Source organism: Rhizobium sp. BR 314 (genome assembly GCF_047445805.1).
Classification (GTDB): domain Bacteria; phylum Pseudomonadota; class Alphaproteobacteria; order Rhizobiales; family Rhizobiaceae; genus Rhizobium; species Rhizobium lusitanum_B.
This window is the reverse complement of sequence record NZ_JARWLA010000023.1, coordinates 76099-100748: the sequence shown is the minus strand read 5'-3', so window position 1 is coordinate 100748 and position 24650 is coordinate 76099. Positions and strand designations below refer to the sequence as shown.

At 58.8% G+C, this 24650-nt stretch carries 21 protein-coding genes; 2 read left to right on the top strand and 19 right to left on the bottom strand.

From position 1 onward, the window contains the following. Nucleotides 1–3: 3 nt before the first annotated feature. From QD461_RS24505 to QD461_RS24465, 9 genes are all read right to left on the bottom strand, one after another. A complete protein-coding gene (locus QD461_RS24505; protein ID WP_414090061.1) occupies nt 4–708 on the bottom strand; it encodes an ABC transporter ATP-binding protein in 705 nt (234 codons plus the stop codon). After that, the gene (locus QD461_RS24500) at nt 701–1435 is read right to left on the bottom strand and encodes an ABC transporter ATP-binding protein (RefSeq protein WP_414090060.1); all 735 of its coding nucleotides are present in this window, start codon (nt 1433–1435) and stop codon (nt 701–703) included. Before QD461_RS24500 ends, QD461_RS24505 begins: the two co-directional genes overlap by 8 nt. A gap of 55 nt (nt 1436–1490) precedes the next feature. Then, nucleotides 1491–2777 carry an ABC transporter substrate-binding protein gene (locus QD461_RS24495; protein ID WP_414090059.1) on the bottom strand — a complete coding sequence of 429 codons (1287 nt, stop codon included), beginning with the start codon at nt 2775–2777 and terminating at the stop codon, nt 1491–1493. Between the two features lie 28 nt (nt 2778–2805). Further along, entirely contained in the window at nt 2806–3468 is a 663-nt protein-coding gene (locus tag QD461_RS24490; protein ID WP_414090058.1) for a DAPG hydrolase family protein, read from the bottom strand. Between the two features lie 11 nt (nt 3469–3479). Further along, nucleotides 3480–4736 carry an ABC transporter substrate-binding protein gene (locus QD461_RS24485; protein WP_414090057.1) on the bottom strand — a complete coding sequence of 419 codons (1257 nt, stop codon included), beginning with the start codon at nt 4734–4736 and terminating at the stop codon, nt 3480–3482. Between the two features lie 41 nt (nt 4737–4777). Next, nucleotides 4778–5689, bottom strand: a complete 912-nt coding sequence (locus QD461_RS24480; protein WP_414090056.1) for a 3-hydroxyacyl-CoA dehydrogenase family protein — start codon at nt 5687–5689, stop codon at nt 4778–4780. A gap of 2 nt (nt 5690–5691) precedes the next feature. After that, nucleotides 5692–6498 (bottom strand): SDR family NAD(P)-dependent oxidoreductase, encoded by an 807-nt coding sequence (locus QD461_RS24475; RefSeq protein ID WP_414090055.1) that lies wholly within the window; start codon nt 6496–6498, stop codon nt 5692–5694. After that, nucleotides 6495–6845, bottom strand: a complete 351-nt coding sequence (locus QD461_RS24470; protein ID WP_414090054.1) for a cupin domain-containing protein — start codon at nt 6843–6845, stop codon at nt 6495–6497. Before QD461_RS24470 ends, QD461_RS24475 begins: the two co-directional genes overlap by 4 nt. A gap of 105 nt (nt 6846–6950) precedes the next feature. Continuing rightward, on the bottom strand, nt 6951–7790 hold the full coding sequence (locus QD461_RS24465) for a cyclase family protein (RefSeq protein ID WP_414090053.1): 840 nt from the start codon (nt 7788–7790) through the stop codon (nt 6951–6953). A gap of 918 nt (nt 7791–8708) precedes the next feature. On the opposite strand from QD461_RS24465, the gene QD461_RS24460 reads away from it, so the two are divergent. Continuing rightward, nucleotides 8709–9251, top strand: coding sequence for a CbrC family protein (locus tag QD461_RS24460; RefSeq protein ID WP_414090052.1), 543 nt, complete (start codon nt 8709–8711; stop codon nt 9249–9251). A 225-nt stretch (nt 9252–9476) separates the two neighbouring features. Here the strand turns inward: QD461_RS24460 and QD461_RS24455 are convergent, their stop codons facing one another. Together QD461_RS24455 and QD461_RS24450 are read right to left on the bottom strand one after the other, a co-directional pair. After that, nucleotides 9477–10952: a hypothetical protein gene (locus QD461_RS24455; protein WP_414090051.1), complete on the bottom strand. Its 1476-nt coding sequence runs from the start codon at nt 10950–10952 to the stop codon at nt 9477–9479. A gap of 245 nt (nt 10953–11197) precedes the next feature. After that, nucleotides 11198–12982, bottom strand: coding sequence for an APC family permease (locus QD461_RS24450; RefSeq protein ID WP_414090050.1), 1785 nt, complete (start codon nt 12980–12982; stop codon nt 11198–11200). A 243-nt stretch (nt 12983–13225) separates the two neighbouring features. Here QD461_RS24450 and QD461_RS24445 point away from each other — a divergent pair, with 243 nt between their 5' ends. Beyond that, nucleotides 13226–15595 carry a DUF1989 domain-containing protein gene (locus QD461_RS24445; protein ID WP_414090049.1) on the top strand — a complete coding sequence of 790 codons (2370 nt, stop codon included), beginning with the start codon at nt 13226–13228 and terminating at the stop codon, nt 15593–15595. On the opposite strand, the gene QD461_RS24440 is transcribed toward QD461_RS24445, so the two are convergent. The 8 genes from QD461_RS24440 to QD461_RS24405 all read right to left on the bottom strand — a co-directional run bounded on the left by QD461_RS24440 (nt 15592) and on the right by QD461_RS24405 (nt 24569). After that, nucleotides 15592–16191: a PAS domain-containing protein gene (locus tag QD461_RS24440; protein ID WP_414090048.1), complete on the bottom strand. Its 600-nt coding sequence runs from the start codon at nt 16189–16191 to the stop codon at nt 15592–15594. The two genes, QD461_RS24445 and QD461_RS24440, sit on opposite strands and share 4 nt — an antisense overlap. 120 nt (nt 16192–16311) lie before the next feature. Continuing rightward, nucleotides 16312–17649: an NAD(P)-binding domain-containing protein gene (locus QD461_RS24435; protein WP_184711296.1), complete on the bottom strand. Its 1338-nt coding sequence runs from the start codon at nt 17647–17649 to the stop codon at nt 16312–16314. Nucleotides 17650–17714: 65 nt separating this feature from the next. Then, nucleotides 17715–18755, bottom strand: a complete 1041-nt coding sequence (locus QD461_RS24430) for a heme-dependent oxidative N-demethylase family protein (RefSeq protein ID WP_414090047.1) — start codon at nt 18753–18755, stop codon at nt 17715–17717. 29 nt (nt 18756–18784) lie between these two features. Next, on the bottom strand, nt 18785–19750 hold the full coding sequence (locus tag QD461_RS24425) for a PDR/VanB family oxidoreductase (protein WP_414090046.1): 966 nt from the start codon (nt 19748–19750) through the stop codon (nt 18785–18787). Further along, a complete protein-coding gene (locus QD461_RS24420) occupies nt 19747–20352 on the bottom strand; it encodes a dimethylamine monooxygenase subunit DmmA family protein (protein ID WP_414090045.1) in 606 nt (201 codons plus the stop codon). Before QD461_RS24420 ends, QD461_RS24425 begins: the two co-directional genes overlap by 4 nt. Nucleotides 20353–20362: 10 nt before the next feature. Further along, on the bottom strand, nt 20363–21496 hold the full coding sequence (locus QD461_RS24415) for an aminomethyltransferase family protein (RefSeq protein ID WP_414090044.1): 1134 nt from the start codon (nt 21494–21496) through the stop codon (nt 20363–20365). Between the two features lie 112 nt (nt 21497–21608). Then, nucleotides 21609–22508: a bifunctional methylenetetrahydrofolate dehydrogenase/methenyltetrahydrofolate cyclohydrolase gene (locus tag QD461_RS24410; protein ID WP_414090043.1), complete on the bottom strand. Its 900-nt coding sequence runs from the start codon at nt 22506–22508 to the stop codon at nt 21609–21611. A 219-nt stretch (nt 22509–22727) separates the two neighbouring features. After that, complete coding sequence (locus QD461_RS24405) at nt 22728–24569, bottom strand: succinoglycan biosynthesis transport protein (RefSeq protein ID WP_414090042.1); 1842 nt, start codon at nt 24567–24569, stop codon at nt 22728–22730. Nucleotides 24570–24650 lie beyond the last annotated feature (81 nt).

Here is a 24650-nt window from a genome sequence, read left to right as displayed (position 1 = left end):
GCGTCAAGTCCCGAAGTAAGCGGCCGTGACTTCGGCTCGGCTGAATTGTGATGGCTGCCCTGCCAGGGAGATCTTGCCCTCTTGCATGCAGACGAAGCGATGAGCCACAGAGAGCGCGCGTGATACGTCTTGTTCGACGAGGATTGCCGACACACCGCTGTCGACGATCTTTGGAAGAACGGTGTAGATGTCCTTGATGACGACAGGCGCGAGACCGAGTGAAATCTCATCGAAGAGGATCACATCCGGGTTCGCCATCAGGGCACGGCCAATCGCGACCATCTGCTGTTGCCCGCCCGATAATGCCGTTCCGGGGTTCTTCCGACGTTCGGCCAGGATGGGGAAAAGGGAATAGATGCGTTCAAGCGTCCATGCGCCGGATTTGGCGCGTTCGCCGCCGATGATCAAATTCTCTTCAACGGTCAGCGATCGAAACAGACGCCGCCCCTCCGGAACAAGGGCAATACCCTCACGCGCGATCCTGTCGGGACGTTGCCCGCCGATTTCCTTGCCGTGGAAACGGACCATGTTGCTCCGACAGGAAACCAGACCGGTGACGGCCTTCAGCAGCGTGCTCTTGCCTGCACCGTTTGCGCCGATCAGAGCAAGGACTTCGCCACGGTTCAGCGTCAGATCGACACCGAAGAGTGCTTGGAAGTCTCCGTAGCCAGCCATCAAGTCATGCGTGGAAAGAACGACTTCAGGCATGCGCCACCTCGCCCTCTATACCCATATAGATCGCAACAACCTCGGGGCTGGCCATGGTTCTGGCAGGGTCGCCATCGGCAATCTTCCGTCCGAAGTCAACGACGGCGATGCGGTCGACGACCGCGAGGAGCGCATGGACGACGTGCTCGATCCAGATGATCGAAACACCCTGACTGCGAACGCTCTTGATCGCAGCGACAAGCTCGACGCATTCCGGTTCGGTGAGACCACCGGCAATTTCGTCGAGGAGGAGCAGCTTTGGAGAGCTTGCCAGTGCGCGTGCCATTTCAAGCCGCTTGCGCTCCAGCAAGGTCAATTGCCCCGCAAGCGTATTGGCCTTCTTTGCAAGGCCCGTGAGCTCCAAAACCTCGACGGCTTTCGCTGCACCAGCCTTTTCGCTGGTACGACCGCCGAATGTCGCGCCAACCAGCACATTTTCGTAGGTCGTCATGCCGACGAAGGGATGCGGTATCTGAAACGAACGGCCAATGCCGCGATGACAGCGGCTTCGCGCCGGCACACGCGTCACGTCCGACCCGTCAAAGTGGATCGTGCCGGCATCAGGCAATGTCGTCCCGGCAATCAGGTTGAACAGCGTCGTCTTTCCTGCACCGTTCGGGCCAATGATCCCGACGGCTTCGCCCGCAGCAACCGACAATGAGACATTGTCGGTCACCTGGAGGGCGCCGTACCGCTTGCTGACCTTATCCAGTTCAATAATGGACATCGTGTTCTCTCGGTTTGACAGCCGTCCACTCTCTGCGGGCGACCACGCAAGCAACTCAGAGGAGCTTCAGTTCGCCGCCGACGGGGATTTCGGGCGCGGTCTTGTTGGTCGTGATCACCAGTTCTGCCTTGCCGTTGGCGCGTTGCCATTGACCGGCGACCAAGGGGGTCTTTGTCACGTTCTTGACTGGCCCCTTCGACCAATCGACCGGACCGACAATCGTCTTCATATTGGTTTTCCTGATCGCCTCGATGATCGAGGCAGGCTCTCCCAGATCTGCAGCCCGCCTGACGACGTCGGCCACCACTTCGAAGAGCGCATGCTTGAAGCCGATTGGCTGCGTCCATGGACGATTCGAAGCTCTAACGTATCCCTCGGCAAGCTGCTGCGAGCTTTCCCCGGTCAGACTGGACGAGAACGGGTGGTTCGGCGACCACCAGATTTCGGAGGAAAGCCCAATGCCTCTATCTCCCAACGACGCGACGACCGAAGGGAACAGAAGCGCCTTGCCAATTGTAACGATCCTGGGCTTCAGACCCTGTTGACCCGCCTGGCTCCAGAAGGTGCCGAAGTCTGGAGGTATCATGTTTCCGGTGACGATCTCGGCGCCTGCCGCCTTGAATGCGGAGATTTGCGCGGAGAAGTCATCCGACATGGGTTGATATCTGCCGGGATCGGTCAGCGCGTAGCCTGCTTCCTTCAGCGGCCTGGGAAAGCCGCGCTCCGCATCGCCCCAGGCATTTCCATCGGCATCATTTGGGAAGAGGCCGCCGACCTTCTGTGCGACGTTCGGATTGCCCCATAGAGACAGGAACGCGCCGATGACATCTTCCAGGCCCCAGAAGAAATGATAGGTCGACTCGAAGCCCTGGTCGGGCTTGCCATTTCTTCCAAAGAAATATGGCTGCCACGGGCAGTCGGTCGTAATACATGGCGTCCCGTTGGCCTCGGCCTGATCGGAAACCGGATTGACCGTATCGGGCGTCGAGGCGGCGACGATAATGTCAACCTGGTCCTTCAGGATAAGGTCCGCCGCCACCTCGGCGGCGCGATTGGGGTTGGACTGACTGTCCTTCGAAATGACCTCAATCGACCACGATTTGCCGTTATTCTCGACAGATGAAAGCGATTTCCTGATGCTGTTCAGAATATAGTCGTTGGCTTCGGCAAAGCCCGCAAGCGGTCCGGTGACCGGGCTCACATGACCCACTTTGATGGTCGGGCTTTTTGCATAGGCGCGGGTGAAGTGAAGAATAGCGGGCGCCGCGAGCAATCCCAGACCGGCCCGCAAGACCGAGCGACGCGTCGAGCCTCTGTTATCGTTATTGCCATTCGAACTCATTTTATCCTCCCAGATAAGTCCGATGAATTTAGACCGTCACGTCCCCAGTCACCTGCCGGTAAAACACCGGCAACAATTCACCGAGATATCCCATCTCTTCGGTGGCATGCTGATGGAGGCGTCTGGCGAGGTCTTCGGTGACAAGCTCACGCCGCAGGCTCGCCTTTTCCTCCTCCGAAAAGTCATGATCGGGATCGCGGCTCTCGATGTGCCCCAGGAAGAACCTTGAGCGCATTTCACAGCCGAAATCGGTATTGCGGACGAAGTGCGTCATGCGCCCGAGATTGACGGGCTGTTCTAGGCTACCGATCCGGGCGCAAACGGCCGTTCCGTCGAAGGCGGCGTATCGCCGCTGATCGAAGAACTCATGCGGATCACGGAAATTGATGCGGAGCTTGAACAGCGGACCGTCGTCGCCGCCGAGATATTCGTGAACGAGATGGCTGGAGCCGATGTAGGTGCCGGACTGACGATTTTCCCAGTCGCTGAACACATGGTCGCGAGGATGCCAAAGCTTGTACTGGTCGGTGCCGCCAAGCCAGCCGAACCACCAGTCCACCATCTTGGCCTTGCACCCGGTCATGCGGGTGTAAGCACAAACGGTTTTGAAACCATCGTCGTAATCCACCACGCCTGACTCGATCTTCAGGTATCCAGTGTTCAGCAGATCGTTCGCGTTCTCAAAGCGCATTGTCTCTCTCCTCAAGCCAGCGGCTGAAGCTTGTCGGCGACGGGGATGGCAGCCGTCGTCGGATTGGCACAAACGACAAGATCAAACTTGCCGCCGTTCTGTCGCCACTGGCCGCCAACGATTGGCACCTTGGCCACGTTCTTGATGGGCGAAGCGCTCCAGTCGACAGTGCCGAGAAGTGTGTCCGCCTTTGTCGACTTGATCGCCTCGACCACGGAGGACGGGTTCGTCGGGTCGCTTGCTTGCTTCAAGACATCGACCGCGATGTCGACAAGCGCATGTTTCAGACCAACCGGTTGGGTCCATTGCTTGCCCGTGGCCTTCTGCCATTCGTCGGCAACAAGCTGCGAACTATCGCCCGTCGTTACCGACTTCGAAGGGTAGCTCGGGTGCCAGGCCACCTCGGTGGATAGACCGCTCCCAGCCGGACCGATGGCATCCAAGGTGGTGGGCAATAACAAGCTCTTGCCGATCGTGGCGACCTTCGGATGGAACCCCTGTTGTTTTGCCTGGTTCCAGAACGCAAAGAACTCGGGCGGGATCATCGTGGCGGCGACGATATCTACACCTTCCGATTTCATCTTGGTGATCTGCGCCGTAAAATCCTCGGCAAGAGGCGTATATCGCCCCGTATCAACGACCGTGTAGCCAGCTTTTGTCAGCGCCGGAGGGAAACCGAATTTGGCATCGCCCCAGGCATTGCCGTCGGCATCGTTAGCAAACAGAAGACCGACTTTCCTATTCGTCTGAATGGTGGCCCACAGGCCCATATAAGCCGCAATCGCATCTTCCAGGCCGAATGCGAACAAGTAGCTCCAATCGAACCCCTTATCGGGCGTGCTGTTGCGCCCGAATACGAAGGGCTGCCAAGGGCAGGCCGCTCCAATCATGGGAACACCGTTGATTTCGGCCTGGTCAGCGACGGGGATGACTGTGTCGGGGCCACCCGCCGTGATCAGCAATTGCACCTCGTCCTTGAGAGCAAGCTGACTGGCAAGCTCCGAAGCCCGACTCGGGTTCGATTGGCTGTCCTTGACGATGATCTCAATCGGCCGCCCGCTCGCGCCCGCCTTCATTGCAGCCTGAAAACGTCCGAGGATAAAGCTGTCCGGTTCACCGAAGAATGCCAGCGGCCCGGTCTGCGATGTAACGAATCCCACTTTGATTGGCGCGTCGGCGGCAAACGCGCGCCGACTAAGTAGAGCAGGTGCGGCCAGTGCCAATGCGCTCGCTGCCAGGAACTTTCTTCTGCCGAATTTCGTCTCCATCCGAACCCCCTCCCAAGGGTGGAAAACCAACATGCTCGCGGTCAATCGACCGCTTTGAAATCCCGTAGATATTTTGCGACCCGCTCACGCAGCTCGGTTGCCTCTTGTTCGGTCCACGAACGGAAGCCTTCTCCTGACTTCATTCCCAGCCTTCCGCCCCTCACCAGGTCCTCGAGATATGGCGAAGGCTCCGCATCGCGATTGAGGTGCTGAAGAACGACGTTATGGATGTCGAGGGTCAGGTCCGTGCCGACCAGATCGGCGTTTTCCAGGGGACCGAGCACAGCCAGTCGCCGACCGAAGCTTGCCTTCACGACCGTGTCGACCGTTTCGGCGTCGGCAATCCCTTCAGCCACGATCGCGATCGCCTCGCGCCACAATGCATGCTGCAGGCGATTGCCAACAAAGCCCGCCACGTCCTTCTTAACGTGAACAGGTGTCTTGCCCACCGATGACAGCAGCTCGATCATCCGGGTGATCACCGCGATGTCGGTTCGCGCCGTGCCGACAACTTCGACAAGCGGAACGAGAAACGGAGGGTTCCACCAATGCGTCCCGACTATGCGCTCTCCCGTCGCAAGGCCTTCAGCAATATCGGTGATCGGAATAACCGAAGTGTTCGATGCCAGGATTGCATTGCGGGGTGCAAGGCGCACCAGATTGGCGAAGATCGACCGCTTGAGGTCGAGCTTCTCCGGCGCCGCTTCGATGACGACGTCAGCCGTCGAAACAGCCTCCTGAAGGTCCACAGTACCGGTTACGCGCAGTTGCGCATCGTCAGGAAGACCAAGCGTCCGCAGGTTCTTCGCAACCCTCGCCCGAAGCGTATCGAGAGCCTCGTGATGGGCATCGTATACCCGAACCTCGTGCCCGCCCACAGCGAAGGCCTGGGCAATGCCATGTCCCATAAGGCCTGCGCCGATCACGGCAATATTCTGTTTCTGGTTCGACATTCTCAGCCCGCCGTGTAGCCGCCGTCGGCGTATAATATGTGCCCGGTGTAGAAGTCGGAGGCTCGCGAGGCGAGAAACAGAAGCGGACCTGCCAGGTCATCGGGCTCCCCAAGCCGCCCCTTTGGAACGCGACCAAGAAACCCCTTTCGTACCTCCTGTGCTCTCTCGGTGTCCTCGAACATCCAAGCCGTCAGAGGCGAGCGAAACACGGTTGGCGCAATGGCGTTCACCGTTATGCCCGTCGGGCCCCATTCGCAGCCAAGTGCCCGCGTGATGCCATCGACTGCGGATTTTGAGGCGCAATAGGCCGAATAGCCGGCCGGATGTCCGAGCAGCCCACGAGCGGACGACATGAAGATAACTTTACCGCCCTCGCCCTGAGCCAGCATCTGTTTGCCCGCAGCGCGCGCCATCAACCAGCTCTGCGTAACGTTGGCGTCCATGACATCAAGAAACCGCTCAGGAGCCATTTCCGTGATCTTGGAAACATCGTTTTTTCCGGAGGCAACGACAAGGATATCAACGCGTCCAAAATGCGCGACTGTCTCATTGACGATTGCCTCGCAGTCTTCCTCGCTGGTGGGTCGACAATTCAGCGAAACCACGGCGGCCCCGGCCTCCTGGCATGCGGCTGCCGTGTGCGCGAGTGCTTGGCTGTTGCCTGCAACGAGCACCAGTTTGGCCCCTGCGCCCGCCAGAATCCTGGCAGCCAACTCGCCGAACGCGCCGGATGCCCCGGTGACTATGGCGACCTTGCCGCTGACATCGAAAAGACTGAGGGGCGAACGCATAACTTCTGCGGAGATCATTGGTTTGCCCCCTGCGGGTATGGAATGACCACGAGCATCTTGCAGACGTGGTTGGATCGATTGACAATCTCGCGGACTTCACCCGGCCAAACCGTGCAGCTGTCCAGTGGACGCAGCAAACTTTCCTTGCCATCGACGATCATGGTCATTTCGCCTTCGAGAACGACGTAGACCTTCTCGAATGGAGTAGAGTCCGGACCGGCGCCGCCACCAGGAAAAAACTGAGAGAGACCGACCCACTGGTTCTTCGGGCCGCCTTCTTCGAACCCCTGCAAGCGCAGGCCAAAGCACCCGTGATGATTGGGCGCGTCATAGGGTTTTGCTTCTTCGAAGCGCTTGATGAACATAACTCCTCCCAACGGCGCCATGTGGATGATTTCACTTGAGGCAGTGGGCGATACCCTGCTTTGGGTGTCGCCCACATCCGCTCATTTGCGGCGCGACTTTACTGCCTAAAAGGCCTCGCCCTTCTCGATGCGATAGTTCTGGTCCTTGTCGACCATGGCGACCAGTCGGATGATGCAACCGTCACCGCGATCCCAGTTGATCGGGAAGAAGGCAAACGTGCAGCGCTTACCGGTCACGGCATCGAGGTCGCCGCCCACGTTTTCGATACCGAGAATACCTGCCTTGAATATCTTCTGGTGAACGGGCTCCCATTCTGGAAAGTCATCCTTCCAGTCGCGACCTCCGGACCACTCCTTGTATTCTTCGGCGAGGTGCGGAAGCAGAGGGCCGTTGCGTTGCGGTCCGATAGCCGTTGCCAAGGGATGGTCGTTGGCCTGCGTGTCATGACCGACGACCTTGACACCCTTTTCGATCATCCAGTCTGCAGCGGAAGGCACAAAACCCGGGCAATAGGCAAAATAGTCGCCGTCTTCATATTCCTTATGCCAGCCGGTGTTGATGATCAGCACGTCACCTTTGCGAATGGCATGGCCGCAGGCTTTTTCGAGATCGTCATGGGTGATCGGCTCCCACTTTTTCTTCGGGATCGACACGACAATGCCAGACCCGAAGAAGTGCGGCAGCGGCACCTCGTCGATGAACGGGGTGCCTTGTACGACGTGAGCCGGCGCATCGATGTGGGTGGTGACATGCATCGTTGTCGTGATGGTTTGCGACAGCACGCCGGACTTGGCCATGTAGTGCATACGCTCAATGCGAACATCGCGGAAATAGGGCCAGTTCGGGCATTGGTAGCCGAAGCGATGCGAGAGATTGTAAAACTCGATCCCCATTGGGTTGTCGAGATTGTCCTCAAATTCGATCCCGCGGACAGTAATGGACATACAGAAATCCTCCTCGCCCCGCAGTGCGAGGCGTAGCATTCGACCCAAATTTTGGCTGACTCCTCCAAGAGCGCCTGTACCTTTATACGGTACATCTGTATCGATTATTGTCAAGGTGCATTTGTGTCTCCGTGAGAAGTTTGATCTGGCCGTCAGAAGGTGCTCGGTTCGATTGGGAGGATCAGAAGTGAGGACAAAGCTCGTCAGCCGCGGCGCTCGCATACATGGACGCGCTCTAGCTTGTCGCGCCTTCCGAGGGGACTGCCAATGCCGCTGCTTGCTCTTGAGTGAATCCGAACCGGAGATTCGCAGATCGATTGCGGTCCCGGCTGGACCCAATCCGGCGCCGAGCTGGACGAGACGATCCGCATTTACATCAATGCGTTTGCGTTGCAGCAATTGGAAGTATTGAAAGAAGACCGCATCAATGAAATGCTCGCTTCGAAAGCAACCTGATTGCCGCCTGCCGAGAGGCTCCGATGAGAGTTCGCACTGGATTGCAAAAGATGTGGCACGCACCTGTGTTAGGGGTTTGCGATCTACGATTGCCAGAACCGACAAATCCGTTCACTTTTCCGCCATGCCCCACATCGCACGACTTCTCGTGACCGACAACGATCTAACGGGCACATTCGCTACCAGGATGCGTTGCAAGCAGCTTTTCAGGATCTAGTAAGTGCGGCGATCTCTGTCGGCTGATCGGAACGCGAGGTCTTGCTGGCGATCGGTGAACTTCCGGCTCACCAGCTCCTATCGATCGAGGCCAACGACCACACGGACGTCCTGGTCGCATTATTGACGCGCATGACCTAGTCTGCCTTCCAACTAGGGTCGGGCGGCAAATGATTGCCGTCTTAGACGGACAACCGATGGCGTGTTCGATCCTTCTTCCATACTATGTTAACAACGGAGCCACGAATGACAGCACCCGCAGAAGATCTTCCCAACTTCGAGTATTTTCCTGATCCAATCGCGGACGGCTGCGTCGTGGCCATGCTTGCAACGTGCCCATGTTGCGGGGAAGACCGGAAATACATGTATCGCGGCCCGATATATTGCAAGGAGGATATTCCGCACGTATGCCCGTGGTGTATCCACAGCGGCGAAGCCGAACGAAAGTGGGATGCCTCATTCAACGACGCGTATTCGATACCGATGAACGTCCCGAAACAAGCGATCAAGACGGTGTGTAACAGGACGCCGGGATTTGAAAGCTGGCAGACCAATCGATGGCTTTTCTCCGAGACGGACGCCATGGTGTTCGTTGGCGAGATCGATGGGGCCGCATTGTTGGCCGAGGCAGACGACGCAAAAATGGCCGCCTGCCGGAAGGCGCTAGACGAGTGGCACTTTCCTGAAGACTTCGACTTCGCGGGAATCACCCGAGGAGGCCAGCCGGCCATCTATCTTTTCAGGGACAGACAATCCGGTGAGTACAGCGCATATGCTGATATGACCTGACGCATGCGAAAAGAGCCGCCGTCGTAGGTGATATGTATTGAGCCGCCGCTCGGCACCTTCTTCAACGGTATGGGATTATCTCTTAAAATGAGGCTTCGTCGCGCGATATAATGTTACACAGCCGGACATTGCGCCAGAATTTCACTCGCAAACGAACAGGATCGCTGATCTGGGATTCGCGAGATTTGGTTGGAGTTCAACGTGACCGCCGCACCGCCACACAGATCAGCTTTGGGGGCAGCGCAGCCAATAGCGCTTGAAGGCGGACGGCCCGCTGCCGTAGGAAGGAGGCTCACCCCACGTGTTATTCGGGCTTTCGACAAGCGTATCATCGTCGATGGGAACAATCGTAACCGGTAACGCTGCGGACAACGCCGTTTGGCGATACCAGCCGATGGCGGTCTGTTGAAGGCGTTTGGCGACCACGTCGCGTTCCGTGGCAGGTGGAACGCGCAAACGCTCTGGGTGCTGTTTGACCTCAACCATTGGATCTTGGAGCGCCACTCGCGTGAGCTCGCCGTCACCGGCGAGCCGCAACTCGAACTCATCCTGCGAGGCCGGTACAGGGCGGTCCTCCTCTGACGCCGTGTCAATGACATGGGCGGTCAGGATCGGCAGAGGCTGATGGTTCGCTTGCATGTCGACGCGACGGATTTGGCACAGTTCGGCGATGGTCTTGTCTCGTACCTTGGATTTGGCAAGTTCGTCGACCAGGGTCCAACTCCCCTGCATTTTGCTGACAAATGGAACAGATCCGTCAGAGCCGTAGGACAAAAAACCAGCTTGCTGAGCCATTGTCTTTACGATCGTGTTCACGATCTGGATATTCCGCGCACTTCTCGCACCGTCCTCGGGCTCACCAGGGCACCGAACCCAGAAGCTGGCGCTCGATGGGATCGCTGAGTTCTGAAAACCGATGACATCGTCATTCAACGGAAAAGCCACACCTTGCTGAACACTCCTTTGCATGACCAAGCCACGTTGAAGTTTCGCAAGATCTGTATCCGGAGAATTGTCAAAGCCGAGAGCCCGCATCTCGTCTTGAACATTGGCGATCCAATAAAACGCCGCCCCGACAGATAGGCGCAATTCAAACCGCCTGGAGCCTTGCCTACCGATCCGCCCTTCAAAGATTGGATAAGCCGGATCCGTCTGTTTTATGTTAACCCGGTTGAACGAGCACCACTGCTTTAGTTTGTCCGCGGGTATATCGCCCGCGAAAGCCTCCGACGACAACGTGGCCCAGTCGCCGGGCAGTATCTTGATGAGAGTTTGCGGGCTCAGATCCGCCCCAAAGCTGAACGCCCGCATCAGCGCATCTGTTGCCGATTGCACCCTTTCGCCGACGGTTCCCGCGCCAGCCCTTATTGGCGAGGCAGGTGCATTCTGCGCCCGTAGGGACGATGATCCGATCGCAAACCAAACAAGCCCAAGCAACACGGCAAGCACGATGCTTCTCGGCTCGGAGCCACAAGATCTGCAACTAACTTTCGGCGACATGTCCCAACCCATCATTGCAATAAAGGCGAGTGATATCCGCTGGGCATTAATAGTTCCGCCCACTCGCGCGTCAAATTTGAATAACTTTCCGAGTGCGGCAATCGGCACTCTTGATGGATCAAAACCGGCAACCATCCCCTCGCCGAACTGCCTGAAAGGCATCATAAGCTTGACGGAAAAAAGGGCGCGAGCACGAAGCAAGCCGCTTTTTCGGTCATGCCCGGGTGATATTCGCCCACAGTTCCATTGCGGCGCGCCGCTCGCGATGATGGCTGGAGGTGATGTGATGGCGTGGGATATGGAACAGATTGGCATCGCTCATCAAATTCCAAGCTCCATTAAGTCTACGATGTCAGGAAATTCCTGTCTTCATACGAAGACAGATTCCATAAAACTTGCTCCGCTGTGGCGAGCCACAGCGGAGCAGTCGTTATCATTGATCTATTTCAAGCCGGCAATTGAAAGGCCCAATTGGCAATCAGCACAATGGCGAGGCCCCCAACCAAGGCCAGATAGGGCAGCATTCCCGCCTTCTTGACGCCGAGGTCCTGGCCGACAAGACCCAGATCGTCCATGGCCCCGGCCGGGAATTTGCCGCCGTCACGCACATAGTGCCGGTAGGCGAAAACTGGAAGGATCAGAGCGGCGAAAGCAAAACCGATCCAGAGTGCGTTGGCATAGCCCCAAACCTTTGCGCCTGCACCGAGGAAGAGCGCGTTGACGAAGGCCAGAACGGTGTTGAGACCGATCAACCAGGACGGCGCCTTCCACGGGCGCTCGACATGGCCGGAATCCATGCGGTGGATCCAACCGGAGTTGAGATTGAGGAAGTTGAAGATGATGTAGCCGACATTGGAGACAGCGAGCACGAAGAAGTAACCGCTGGTGTCGGATGCGATGGCAAGAAGAGAGAGATTGAAGGCGAAGTCCGTCCACATGGCCCTGGTCGGAGCGCCATGCTCGTTCACGTGATCGAGATATTTCGGCAGCCAGCCGTCCTTCGAGCCCTGATAGAGCGTGCGCGAGGAACCGGCCATCGCGGTCATGATGGCCAGGAACAGTGCCATGATCATCAGGATGACGAGAAGCTGGGTAACTATACGGCCGGCACCGATCAGACCGCCGAGCGCTTCAGCGACACCGGTGCCGTCGACGATACCAGGTGCCAGCATGCCAGCGTGGCCAAGCACGCCCTGGAAGGCGAAAGGCACGAGGAAGAAGAAGATGCAGCAGGCAAGACCGGAATAAAAGATCGCCTTGAAGGTGTCGGTCTTCGGGTTCTTCAGTTCCCGTGTGTAGCAGACCGCGGTTTCGAACCCGTATGTCGACCAGGCGGCAATGTAGAGACCGCCAAGGAAAAGCGTCCAGCCACCGTTGCTCCATGTTCCATCCGTCCCGGCATAGGCGGCGGTCGGCGGCACCAGACCGGTGACGTTGCTGGAGAGGATCTGTCCGCTGACAATCGGATAGATACCGATGATGAGCAGCGGGACGAGGACGATGATCGCCAGCCATTTCTGCACACTTGCCGTCTCGGAGATACCGCGATGCTGGATCGCAAATATAATCAGCATCAGAATGCCGCCGATGAAGAAGGTGGCGTTGATGTTGGCCGTTGCGAGGAGAGGAATATTGAAGCTGACGAGAGACCAGTTGCGAATGGCGGGCGTCAGGGCGGCCACGCCATCGGCACTCAGCAGTGCTTTTACCGCATCTTGCGGCGAGGTGCCGGCGTGGGCCGCGATGTATTCGGCGACACGCGGACTATCAGCGACAACAGTGGTCGCATGGGCAGTAATCCAACTCAGCACCGCTTGCGAATCCGCGGCCGGGATCGGAAAAAAGGCATTGAGAATATAACCGGCTGCGATGGCACAACCGAGCGACAGCACCGGCGACCATGCAAACCAGTTGCACCAGACTGAAAGCGGCGCGATGAACTTCGAATAGCGCAGCCATGCCGTCGCACCATAGACCGATGCGCCGCCTGACTTGTTGCCGAACATGCCGGCAATCTCTGCATAAGTGAATGACTGCAGGAACCCCATGATCATCGAAATGATCCAGACGACGAAGGCAAGTTTGCCCGTCGTACCGGCAATGCCGCCGATGGAGAAGAGAACGAGTGGCGGCACGCCCGCAGCCACCCAGAACGCGCCCTTCCAGTCGAGCGCGCGTATAAGCTTACCTTCGGTGCCAGCGGAAACGCCGGCGTCCACAATATCCGTCATCAGTGATATTCCCCATCTTTGTTCCGGACGTATCTTCGTACGTCTCCCTGAACGTGCCTCCCATGGCATTGCGGGGCTTGCTGGAGGTTTTCATGAGCCGAGTCTGCGCGCGGATTCCAGATGCATGCCCTTTATGCATAGTGAAGATATTTTCTTTTTAGTCAACATCACTTTACTTTCGGACAGCATTTTGTCAGCATGATTCCGGTGTGGTGAGGCACATCTATTTCCCGAGAGGGCTATATGCGAGATCTCCATCCGCCGAGCGCCGGAATCCGGCCCGTGTCGGCAAGTACTGTCCGCTATCCAGGCATTTCGACACTGCCGCACGGTACCGAACGCTATCGCTGCAAGGGGGGCGGAACGCTGGTGTTGCGGGTAGAGCCCGGCGATCGCGCAACGTTGCGCGACTGCGAGGGCGGTCAGGTGTGCGAGCTCGCCTTCCTCGACGATAGGGGTCGCTTTCAGTCCGAAGGATTGGGTACAGGCTTCAACTGCGAAGCGGAAGGATTGAAATCCATCCTGTCCGCCGGGGAGGACAGCGCCTCACGTGTGCGTGCGGCACTGCAACGACGCGGCGCGGATTTCGCCTCTGCGGGAGCACTGCGCCTCTTCGGCGAAGCGTCGCCGCCGGGCAGCCAGGCCGAGTTTACCATTGCTCTCAAAGGTTTGCTGATCGTCTGCGCTCCAGGGACGTCCATGTCGCCTGAGGCACAGGACACGGCAACACCGGTTGAGGTGAGGATTAGGCGCGCCACGATCCTGCGCGACTATACTTCCGCACTACCCGAACCGCTCGCCGACCCGATAGAGGACATCCGGATCAGAGCGGCAACCGCGTCGGCCTATTTCGTGCGCGCCGGAGAATTCATCCAGATCATCGATGTCTACGGGCGGCAATGTACGGATTTTCAGGCCTTTTCCGCCCGCAAGGTGGACAGGGGGATGGACCTAGCGCTCGACTCCACCGTCACCCGCACCCTGCTTGGCCGCAGCTATCCGACACCCGGCCTGCCGTCCAAAGCCTTTGACCGTGATTTCGAACCGCTCGTGGAAATCGTGCAGGATACCGTCGGCCGGCATGATGCCTTCGCGACGGCCTGCAACTCCCGCTACTATGACGACATGGGCTATCCGGGCCACGTGAACTGCACCGACAATTTCAATGCGGCACTCGCCCCTTATGGCATCGCCGGCCGCAAGGGCTGGGAGGCGCTCAACTATTTCTACAACACCAATATCGATCACAATAACCAGCTCTATCTCGACGAACCTTGGTCGAGACCGGGCGATTACGTCCTGATGCGCGCACTGACCGATCTTGTCTGCGTCTCCTCCTCCTGCCCGGACGATATCGACGCGGCCAATGGGTGGGACCCGACTGATATCCATGTGCGCACATTTTCCGGCAAAGAGAAATTCACACGAGCGGTGGCCTATCGCATGACCCCAGATGCTGATCCCGAACTGACGCGGGAAACCGCATTTCATCCGCGCCTTTCCGCCATGACGCGCGACTACACCGAATATCGCGGCTTCTGGCTGCCGAACCGCTTCTCTTCCGAGGGGCCGGTTGAGGAATATTGGGCCTGTCGCGAGCGCGCAGTTGTCATCGACCTGTCGCCGCTGCGCAAATTCGAGGTGACCGGACCGGATGCGGAAGAGCTGCTACAATACTGCCTGACCCGCGACGTTCGCAAACTGTCGACCGGCCAGGTCGTCTATTCCGCCATGTGCTACGAACATGGCGGCATGATCGACGACGGCACGCTGTTTCGATTGGGCGACAAGAACTTCCGCTGGATCGGCGGCGATGATTATAGCGGCATCTGGCTGCGTGAGCAGGCTGAGAAGAAGGGCTTCAAGGCCTGGGTCCGCTCGTCAACGGATCAGATGCACAATATCGCGCTGCAGGGTCCGAAGAGCAGGGATATTCTGAAGGAGATCATCTGGACGGCACCGCGCCAGCCGACGATCGGCGAATTGGAATGGTTCCGTTTCACCGTTGGCCGTATCGGCACCTTTGAGGGCGTGCCGGTCGTCGTCTCCCGCACCGGCTATACCGGCGAGCTCGGCTTCGAGATCTTTTGCCACCCGAAGGATGCAGGAACCGTATTCGACGCCGTATGGAAGGCTGGCGAACCCTATGGTCTGAAGCCGATGGGTTTGGAGGCACTCGATATGGTGCGCATCGAGGCCGGCCTGATCTTCGCCCATCACGAATTCGACGACCAGACGGATCCTTTCGAAGCGGGCATTGGCTTCAGCGTACCTTTGAAGTCCAAGCAGGATGATTTCATTGGGCGCGAGGCACTGATCAGGCGCAAAGAACACCCACGTCACCTGATGGTCGGGCTCGATATCGAGGCCAATGAGGCGGTCGGACATGGCGATTGCATCCATATCGGCCGCGCGCAGATCGGGGTAATCACCAGCGCAACCCGCTCGCCGATCCTTGGTAAGACGATCGCGCTCGCCCGTGTCGACGTCACGCATGCGGCCGTTGGCACCAAGGTCGAGATCGGCAAGCTCGATGGCCATCAGAAGCGGCTTCCGGCCGTCATTGTGCCGCTATCACACTACGACCCGCAGAAGACGCGGCCGCGCTCTTAGTCTGCCCTCCTTTGCGCGTTCGAGATCGCGCGCGCAGCCTCTTCCGACGAGTTGGCAAGCGTGCGCATCTCCGCAGCCAACACCGCAAATCCCGACCCTGCTGTACCCGCTCTCGCCGCCTCGATGCCCGCATTGACGGCAAGCAGCTTCAGATAGCGGAGCGACTGCAGAATCTCGTTGGTTTTCGACGCGGTGACCCGCATGCCGGCGGTCTGCTCATCGATGCGCTGATAGAGCGATTCGATATTGATGATGCTGCCTTCGAGATAAAGCAGCGTGCCGGAAGCGTCCCAGACGCCGCCGCCGGTCTCCGTCACCCAGACGAGATGGCCGGCACGATGGCGAATCCGATATTCCATCGTCCAGTCGGTACGCCCTTCAAGCGCTTGTCCGACCACCTCATCCATCAGCGGAACGTCCTCCTCATACATGATGGAGGTGAAGGTCCGACTTCGGTTACCGATGATCTCGTCGGCGGCATAGCCAAAGATGCGCTCGATGCCGTCGGTCATGTCAAGCATCGTGTAGTTTTCGTCGGCGCGGCACCGATAGAGAAAGCCGCTCATGCGACCGAGGACACTGGTTTTAAAATCCATGAAGACCATATCCGATGAAAAAGTTGCCGATCAAATCGCCTCGTCTCGTCTCAAACAGACCGGCAGGGGCTGCCTCGTGCCTCCCCTGCCGGTTTACGCGGAAATGTGCCTGGCCCATTATTAGTTGCGCAGATATTCCTCCATAGAGTCATCGAGCGCATCGACCCAAGGCGTATGGTGCTTTGGCGACATGTTGCCGGTCATTAGCGACCGATAGGCGTGATCACGGAAGCCCATGATATTCTCCGCCTTGTGGTGCTCCCACTCCATGAAGGTCTTGTTCGTACCTTCGATATCGAAGCTCGGATAATCCGTCTCGGCGAGTAGCTCCTTCACATAGTCGCCCTGATACCAGATCATCTGCTCGGCATCCTCGAGCGTCTCCTCGCGCGCGCGCCACTTGTCGAAATTCGCCTGCAGCTCAGCCTCCGGAGGCAGTTTGATGCGACCCATGATGACATCGCGCGCCCACCAGGCCTGCACGTCGAACATGTTGAAGGTGTAGAACTGGTCCTGCATGCCGATATAGAAAAGCTGCGGGTTCCCATCGAAAATCACCCCCTTGTAGAGGTGGTCGGCCCAGAGGCGATTGGCCGTCTTCAGCCGCAGGTCATCGGGCAGGAAGGGGAAGTGATGCTGATAGCCGGTGCACAGGATCAGTGCGTCGACATCCTTCGACGAGCCATCGGCAAAATAAGCCGTCTTGTTCTCCAGCCGCGTCAGCAGGGGCCGCTCCTCGAAATTGGCAGGCCATTTGAACCCCATCGGCTTGGAGCGATAGCTCGTTGTCACCGATTTTGCCCCGTACTTCCAGCATTGCGAACCGATATCCTCGGCCGAATAGCTGCGCCCGACGAGCAGTACGTCTTTGCCTTTGAATTCCAGCGCATCGCGGAAATCATGTGCATGCAGCACGCGGCCGTTGAAGGTCTTCACGCCCTCAAAGTAAGGGACATTCGGTGTCGAGAAGTGGCCAGAAGCAACGACAACATAGTCGAACTCCTCGTCATACATCCGGTCCTGGGGCCGGTCATGCGCTGTTACAGTGAACTTCTTGGTCCCTTCATCGAAGCGGACCATGCGCACTGGCGTGCTGAAGCGCACCCATTTGCGCACATCGGCCTTTTCGACACGGCCCTTGATATAGTCCCAAAGAACGGCGCGCGGCGGATAGGAGGCGATCGGCTTGCCGAAATGCTCCTCGAAAGAGTAATCGGCAAATTCCAGACATTCTTTCGGGCCGTTCGACCAGAGATACCGATACATGCTGCCATGCACGGGTTCGCCATATTCATCGAGACCCGTGCGCCAGGTGTAGTTCCAAAGGCCGCCCCAATCCGCCTGCTTCTCGAAGCAGACGACCTCGGGGATATCAGCACCCTTTTTTGCGGCCGATTGAAAGGCCCTCAACTGGGCAAGGCCCGAAGGGCCGGCACCGATAACGGCAACTCGTGTCATGAAGCATTCCCCTTCTCGATTGTATCGAATTTTTATCGTATGCAGTCGTTGGGCGCGGCCCGGTATCAATCCGGGAAGATGCCGGGGCTGGTCGGCGCCCCATCGTCATAGGCAGCAAGCCAGTCGATCGTCGTTTCGCGATAGCGCGCCAGTCCCTTGTAGTCGATGAGCTCGGGAGGGAGCGTGCGCAGCACACGGGGGAAGCGGCGCGCCCATTTCGGCACAGTCACCAGCTCGTCCATGTTCATCAGATAGCAGCGGATAACGAAGAGGATGGCGTTCGAGCGCGGCAGGCGCCAGAGGCTTTGCAATTCCACACGAAGATGCACCTTCTCGCCGACATTCTCCGGAGTGACTGTGGTGCGATCGGGACCCCATTTTGGATAGTTTTCGGGACTGGTATCGAGACGGGGATTGATGGTCATCGTCCAGTTGAGACGGCGCGTCGGCTTGCCCTGTTGCAGGTTCAGGAGGAATTTCAGCGCGCGGTCGAAAATGCCTTTCTGGTGGGCAAGAGGCACCGGGCCATGCCATTCCATGAAGTTCATGCCGATATCGAAATCGAGCGACCAGTCTGCCTGGGTCGTCACCATCCCGGCATCCATCCAGAGATTGCCGTCGCGTTGGTCGACGATGCAGAAATCTCCCTGCGCCTGACGCGTGATATATTCAAAGGGTTCGTAAGGTAACGTCGACGCATCGCCGAATGTGAAGGTGTCGTCGATGCCGAGAGGACGATTGATCCAGCGCCACTCATCCCCGTTCTTGGTCAGCGTGAAGTGCTCGGGATAGCCGGCAGCCTGCTCCTCCATCAAGAGCTCCAGTGTGTCCCACTGTGCCGTCATCATATGCGGCAGCGCTTGATAGCGCAGAGGGTCCTCCTTCAGCACCAGCGCCCGGTCATGCATCTCAGCGACATAGTGCTCATCGACGTCGATGAGACTCTCGAAGACCGTATCCTTCTGCCCCTTCACATGCGGTTCCATGTTGACGGAATACATGTATTCGTCGCGATCGAACGGGAACGGAAAGCGCCGGATGTTTTCCGGACTGTTGCAATAGCTGAAATCGTCACGAAACGTTTCCTGCTTGAAGGCGATAGCCATGTCCGTTCTCCTGGGTATTGGCCAGAAGCCTAGAGGTCGAGATGCAGCGTGCTCCCCTCAAAGCGGGAGACGCAGATCATGACCTTTCGGCCAGAGGCCTTTTCTTCATCGTTCAGATAGACGTCATTGTGCAGAAGCCTGCCGTTACAAACTGCAACGCCGGTCTCGCACTGACCGCAGGCACCGCCGCGACAGAGGAAGGGAGGATCAACACCGGCAGCTTCGATTGCCTCCAGCATGCTTTCGTGATGGCCGACGTGCACTGTCTTGCCTGATCGGGTCAGCACGATGGAAAAGGGCTTGCCGGGCTGCGACGACAGGAAGCGTTCCGAATGCAGGTTCTGTTGCGGCCACCCGGCCTCGATGCCCGTCTTCAGCACGCCGTCGATCATGCCGGCAGGTCCGCAGACATAGAGATGCGTACCGAGCGGCTGGCTTTCCAACAGTCGCGCGACCGGGATGAAATTGCGATCGACATCGCAATAGATCTTGATGCGCTGCGAGCCATATTGCTCGACGAGTTCGCGGCAATAGGCGCCGCGATCGAGCGATCGCACGGCATAATGCAGCTCGAAATTGGCGCCCTCGCGGGAAAACTGCTGCATCATCGCGATGAATGGGGTGATGCCGATGCCGCCGGCGATCAAGAGATGCTTGCGGCCGCGCCAATCGGGCTGAAAAAGATTGACCGGATAGCTGACCTTGAGCTCATCGCCTTCACGCACCCTCTCATGCATGAAGGCCGAGCCGCCGCGCGAATCCTCGACGCGGAGCACGCTGATCTCATAGGCCGAACAATCATGCGGCGGCGACATCAGCGAGTAAGCGTTGCGACGGACATGCCCGTCATCGTTCATGGAGACGATCACATGCGCGCCCCCGGAAAAATAGGGCATCGGCTCACCGTCGAGACGCTCGAAACGGAAGCGCTTGATGCGATCAGCGACCGGCGTCACCCTGGCAACACGAACCGGAATTTCTGTACCACCGCTCACAGGAACAACTCCTCGGGATCGGGCGCGCTGCCTGGCTCTTCCGCATCGATATTGACGCCCTGGAAGGCGCCGAGACGGCGCGAATAATGATCGCGCACCAATAGCGACAGACCGCAGTGGCTGCAGGTAAACGGGGAATGCGTCACATCGTCGGTGGTGCCCTTGCAGTGGACGCATTGCACCCGCCTTGCGAGCGAGCCGCGATGCTCCGTCATGATCGAGGCGTGGTCCATGCCCAGATCCAGCGCCACCATCATCGCCTGACCGATAAAGCCTTCGGTGCCCGCTATATAAAGCCGCGTGCCCATGTGAGCCGTCGAAAGCGAGCCTCTCAGACGAAAGAGCAAGGTACCGATTGTCGGTGCCGTGAAGAACATATCGGCGCCGAGCCTGCACAGGGCGCCGTCATGACCCTTCCCCTGCGAACCGCGCGCAACATAAAGGATTTCGCTGCGCGACAGCGTTGCATCATCAAGCATAGAGCCTTGATCGAGAAGAGCAAGAGCGCCCTCCCCTTCAAGGACGAACAGATGCCGACGGGCATGCGGCTGGATTGCGAGACCATGGTAAACCGGTCGGCTCTTGATGCCTTCAACAAGCATGAGCGCCTCCTTAGCCGATGGCCGTCCTCTTCTTCTTTTCCGGGTCATCGAATGGCAGCGTATGGGCAATCGCACTCGCCTTGAGGCTCTTGCCACGCACTTCGAGTTTCGTGCCCTGAATAGCCTTGTCTACGTCGAGACGGGCGATCGCCATCGATTTCTTCGTCAAGGTCGAATAGCAGGGGCAGGTGATGACGCCGACTTTTTTGCCCTCGACATAGACCTCGTCGCCGAGATCGGCGGGGCCATCGGCATCGATCAGCATGCCGAAGATCTTGAAGCGCTCCTTGCCCTTCAGACGCGCGTGTTCCTCGGCGCCACGAAAACCGGTCTTGCCTGGGCTGACGGTGAAATCAAGGCCCAGTTCCCAGAGACTGTCGCCAGGAGGCTGGTCGGCAAAAGGATACATTTGCGAGTTATCATAGGGGTAGAAGAGCAGGTAGCTTTCAACGCGCAACATGTCGAGAACGCTGAAGCAGCAGGGAATGATCCCCATCTCCTCGCCTTCGGCAACGATGCGATCCCAGACCATCGGCGCATCCTGACCGCGCACGAAGATTTCGTAGCCGCGCTCGCCCGTATAGCCGGTGCGCGAAATCATCACAGGCACGCCGAAGAGTGTCGTCTGCATATGATGGAAATATTTGAGGTCGCGAATGCCGGGCACATATTTAGCGAGATAGTCAACGGCGGCAGGGCCTTGCAGCGACAGATCGTGCAGATCGTCGTCGAAGAGGACGGCGCAGTTGCGCCCCGCTGCCTGCTTGAGTACTTCCTCGTGACCGGAGCCCGAGCCATGTACCAGCATCCAGGAATTCGGACCGGTGCGATAGACGATGCAGTCATCCGTGAAGTAGCCACGATCGTTAAGCATCGCGGCGTAGACGGAGCGGCCAGGATAGATCTTGGACATGTCGCGGGTGGTGATATAGTCAAGCACGGCAATGGCATGCGGCCCGACCAGATGCACCTTCTTGAGGCCGGAAACGTCCATGATGCCGGCCTTGGTGCGGATCGCGACATGCTCTTGTGACATGTCCTTGTCGTAAGTCCAGGCGGTTCCCATACCGCTCCAGTCTTCTAGTTTCGATCCGAGAGCACGGTGCCGGTCCGCCAAGGCGGAGAAACGCCATGATAATGCCATTTCGTTCCCTCATTTTCTTCTATGGAATATTTATTTCCTGACTATAATCGTCTTTCGCGCCTTGGCAAGTCGATCCGCAGGGTTTTTTCTCACCCCGCGGACGGTCTTTCATTCAAAATTTCGGCGGCACTTTGCCGTCCGCATTGTGGGCCCCGATGACGGTATTGGCCATCAGCATGGCAATCGTCATCGGCCCGACGCCGCCTGGAACCGGCGTGATCGCTCGTGCGACTTCGGAGGCCTCCGCATAGGCGACATCGCCCACCAGACGGCTCTTGCCCTCGCCGCGCTCCGGCGCATCGATCCGGTTGATGCCGACATCGATCACCGTCGCCCCCGGCTTGATCCAGCTGGCCTTGACCATCTCCGGACGGCCGACGGCTGCCACAAGGATATCGGCGCCGCGCGCCACGGATGCCAGATCCTTGGTGCGAGAATGCGCGATCGTCACAGTCGCATTGGCATTGAGCAGCAATTGCGCCATCGGCTTGCCGAACAGGTTGGAGCGGCCGATGACCACAGCATTCAGACCCGACAGATCCTCGCCATGGATCGAGCGCACCAGCAGCATGGCGCCAGCCGGCGTGCAGGAAATCAGCCCGGTCGCGAGATCGCCAGTTGCAAGCTTGCCGGCGTTGACGACATGCAGRCCGTCGACATCCTTCTCCGGCCGGATCGACTGGATGATCGCATCCGAATTGAGATGTTTCGGCAGCGGCAGTTGCACCAGAATGCCGTGGATGGACGGATCGTCGTTCAGCGAGGCYACAAGCTTCGCCAGCTCGCCTTGCGTCGTCTCGGCGGGCAGCGTGTGCTGGATGGAGTTGAAGCCGCATTCTTTCGCCATACGGCCCTTGGCGCCGACATAGGTGTGGCTGGCCGGATCGTCACCGACGATGACGACCGCAAGCCCGGTCTTCACGCCGGCCTCAGCTTCAAGCCCCGCTGCTGCAGCCTTCACCGCCTCGATTACCGAAGCCGCTGCAACCTTGCCATCGATCACTGTCGTCACGCTGGTCTCCCGATATGAATTCGATGCTGGAGCGTTTCCGCCTTTCCTCGAACCGAGGCAACGCTCATTCCTATATTCCACTGCGCATTCCGGATGGAAAACCGCTGCGCTGTTTTCCTCGACATGCGCCAATCTACAAATCATCGGCCGCGCGGAATTGCCTGCCAACGCCCTATGGTGTCTGAAAGCGGTAATTGCAAGGAGAAAACGGCAGCCGCGTCAATCACGCTCGGTTTGCCGGCGCGCAGCATAAGTTTCGACCTTCGAGCGCAGCTCCGCCAACTCCTGCTGCACGCGCAGCCATTCGCCAGACGTGGCGTTGGTGGTGTCGATATCAGCGATCGGCTCGACGATATCTTCGCGAATTGCCCCAGGCGACTGCGCGGGTAGCGGCTCGATATGATATTGCGGAGCCGGCACCTGCGCCGCGGCGTGACCGATCTCACGGTCCTCGTTTTCCGTGGCACTGGCCAACCATTTCCTGAGAAAGACAAGGCCGAGCGACAGGCCGAGGCCGACCAGGAAGCCGGTCGCCTGATTGCTTGCGAGATGATCGTCGATCGGGGCCGCGGCTGCGACCGCCTGCGATATCACCGTCATCGGCGGCCTGACCTCCTGGGGAGCCAGGGCCGCATTCTGCTGATCAGCATCAAAGCGGCTTTGCGCCGCGGCAACGGCATCCCGCAGTTGCCCGAGCCGGGCAATATCGACATCCATGCTATTCTTGCTGAGGGCCGTCATTTGCGCCGAAAGCGCTGCCTGCTTGTCGAGCGCAGCCTTCAAGGCTGCATCGCTGCTGGTGACAAGCCGCTGCAATTGCGCGCGAAGATTGGCGCCAAGATCGTCAACGGTCGCCTGTTGTGCGAGCAGGCGCGGGTGACGTGGCCCAAGCTGCGTTGCAAGCTGGGTTAACTGGGCCTTGGCGGCGCTATAGCGACTGCGCAGATCGTCCAGGCTGGCAGAGGTAAGATCCGCCGGCAGGGCGCCGCTCAGCAGGGAGGTGGGCGTTGCCGATCTGGCCGCCGCGACATTCGCCCTGGCGGTGCGCACGGCGAGATCGACCGCCTTGATTTCGCTGTCCAGCTGACGCCGTTGATCCTGCAACTTCAGCGCGGCCGCGATCTTGTCTTCACCATATTCCGCCTTGAATTCGGCAAGCGCTGCGGTGACGCGATCAAGTTCCTTGCGGCTACGGTCGGCCGACGTATCGCCAGCCCTAGGCGCAGCCGCCGCCTGCACAACGGCGGCATCATAAATGGTGGCAACGACGAGGCGGTTGGCGATATCGGCCGATCTGCCCGGATCGCCTGAGGTAACGGTCAGCCGCAGAAGGCCGGTTGAGTCATCGACACCAACGGCAATGCCTTTGCGAAGGGTGGCCTGCGCGCGCGACGGCGCATCCGATGCGCCACCATTGCCCGACAGGAGTTCCATGGCAACGCCGAGGGCGCCCGCACGGGTGCCGGTGAATTCCGGATCGCGGTCAAGCCTCAACCGGGCGACGACATCGGACAGTGCGGCGGGAGCGACCGCGCGTCTTGCCGCGATGTTCAGCACGGACTGGCGTGCCCTCCCCTCACCTTCCGCATGCAGAAACGCCTGGGATACATAGGCCGGCGGCGGGGCAAACAGCGTCGGTATGGCCGCACCTGCCAGTGCCGTTGCCGTGACGAAACCGAGAGAACCGATGCTGAGCGACCAGTTGCGGCGGCGAGGTAAGACGAGGGGAGCAGCAGGTTCGGCGAACTCCGGCAGCAGCGCAGCTTCGCCAACGAGCAAGTCCGGCACGAATTCCAGCAAATCGGCAACGGGTTCCAGCTGCGGCTTAACGGCAGGCTCGTTCTCTCCGTAGCGGTGGCCCAGGATGGTGCCGATCTGCTGGGCCAGGGGCTTCGCCTGCGGCATTGCCTCCGCCCGCAACGGTTTTCCGCCGGATACCGGATAGGGATCGCCATTCAACCTTCTGCGCAGGATGGCGCGCAGTTCCGCATCGCGCGGATCATCGGAATTGGCGGCCCGCAAATCGGCATAGGCTTGAAAGTCTCCGCCGCGGTCCGACAATGCGTGCCCTCCCGACCTTCGCAAACGCTCGAAGGTTTCGGCATCGTTGGCGTGGGATCCAGTCCTGGCTTTACTCTCAAA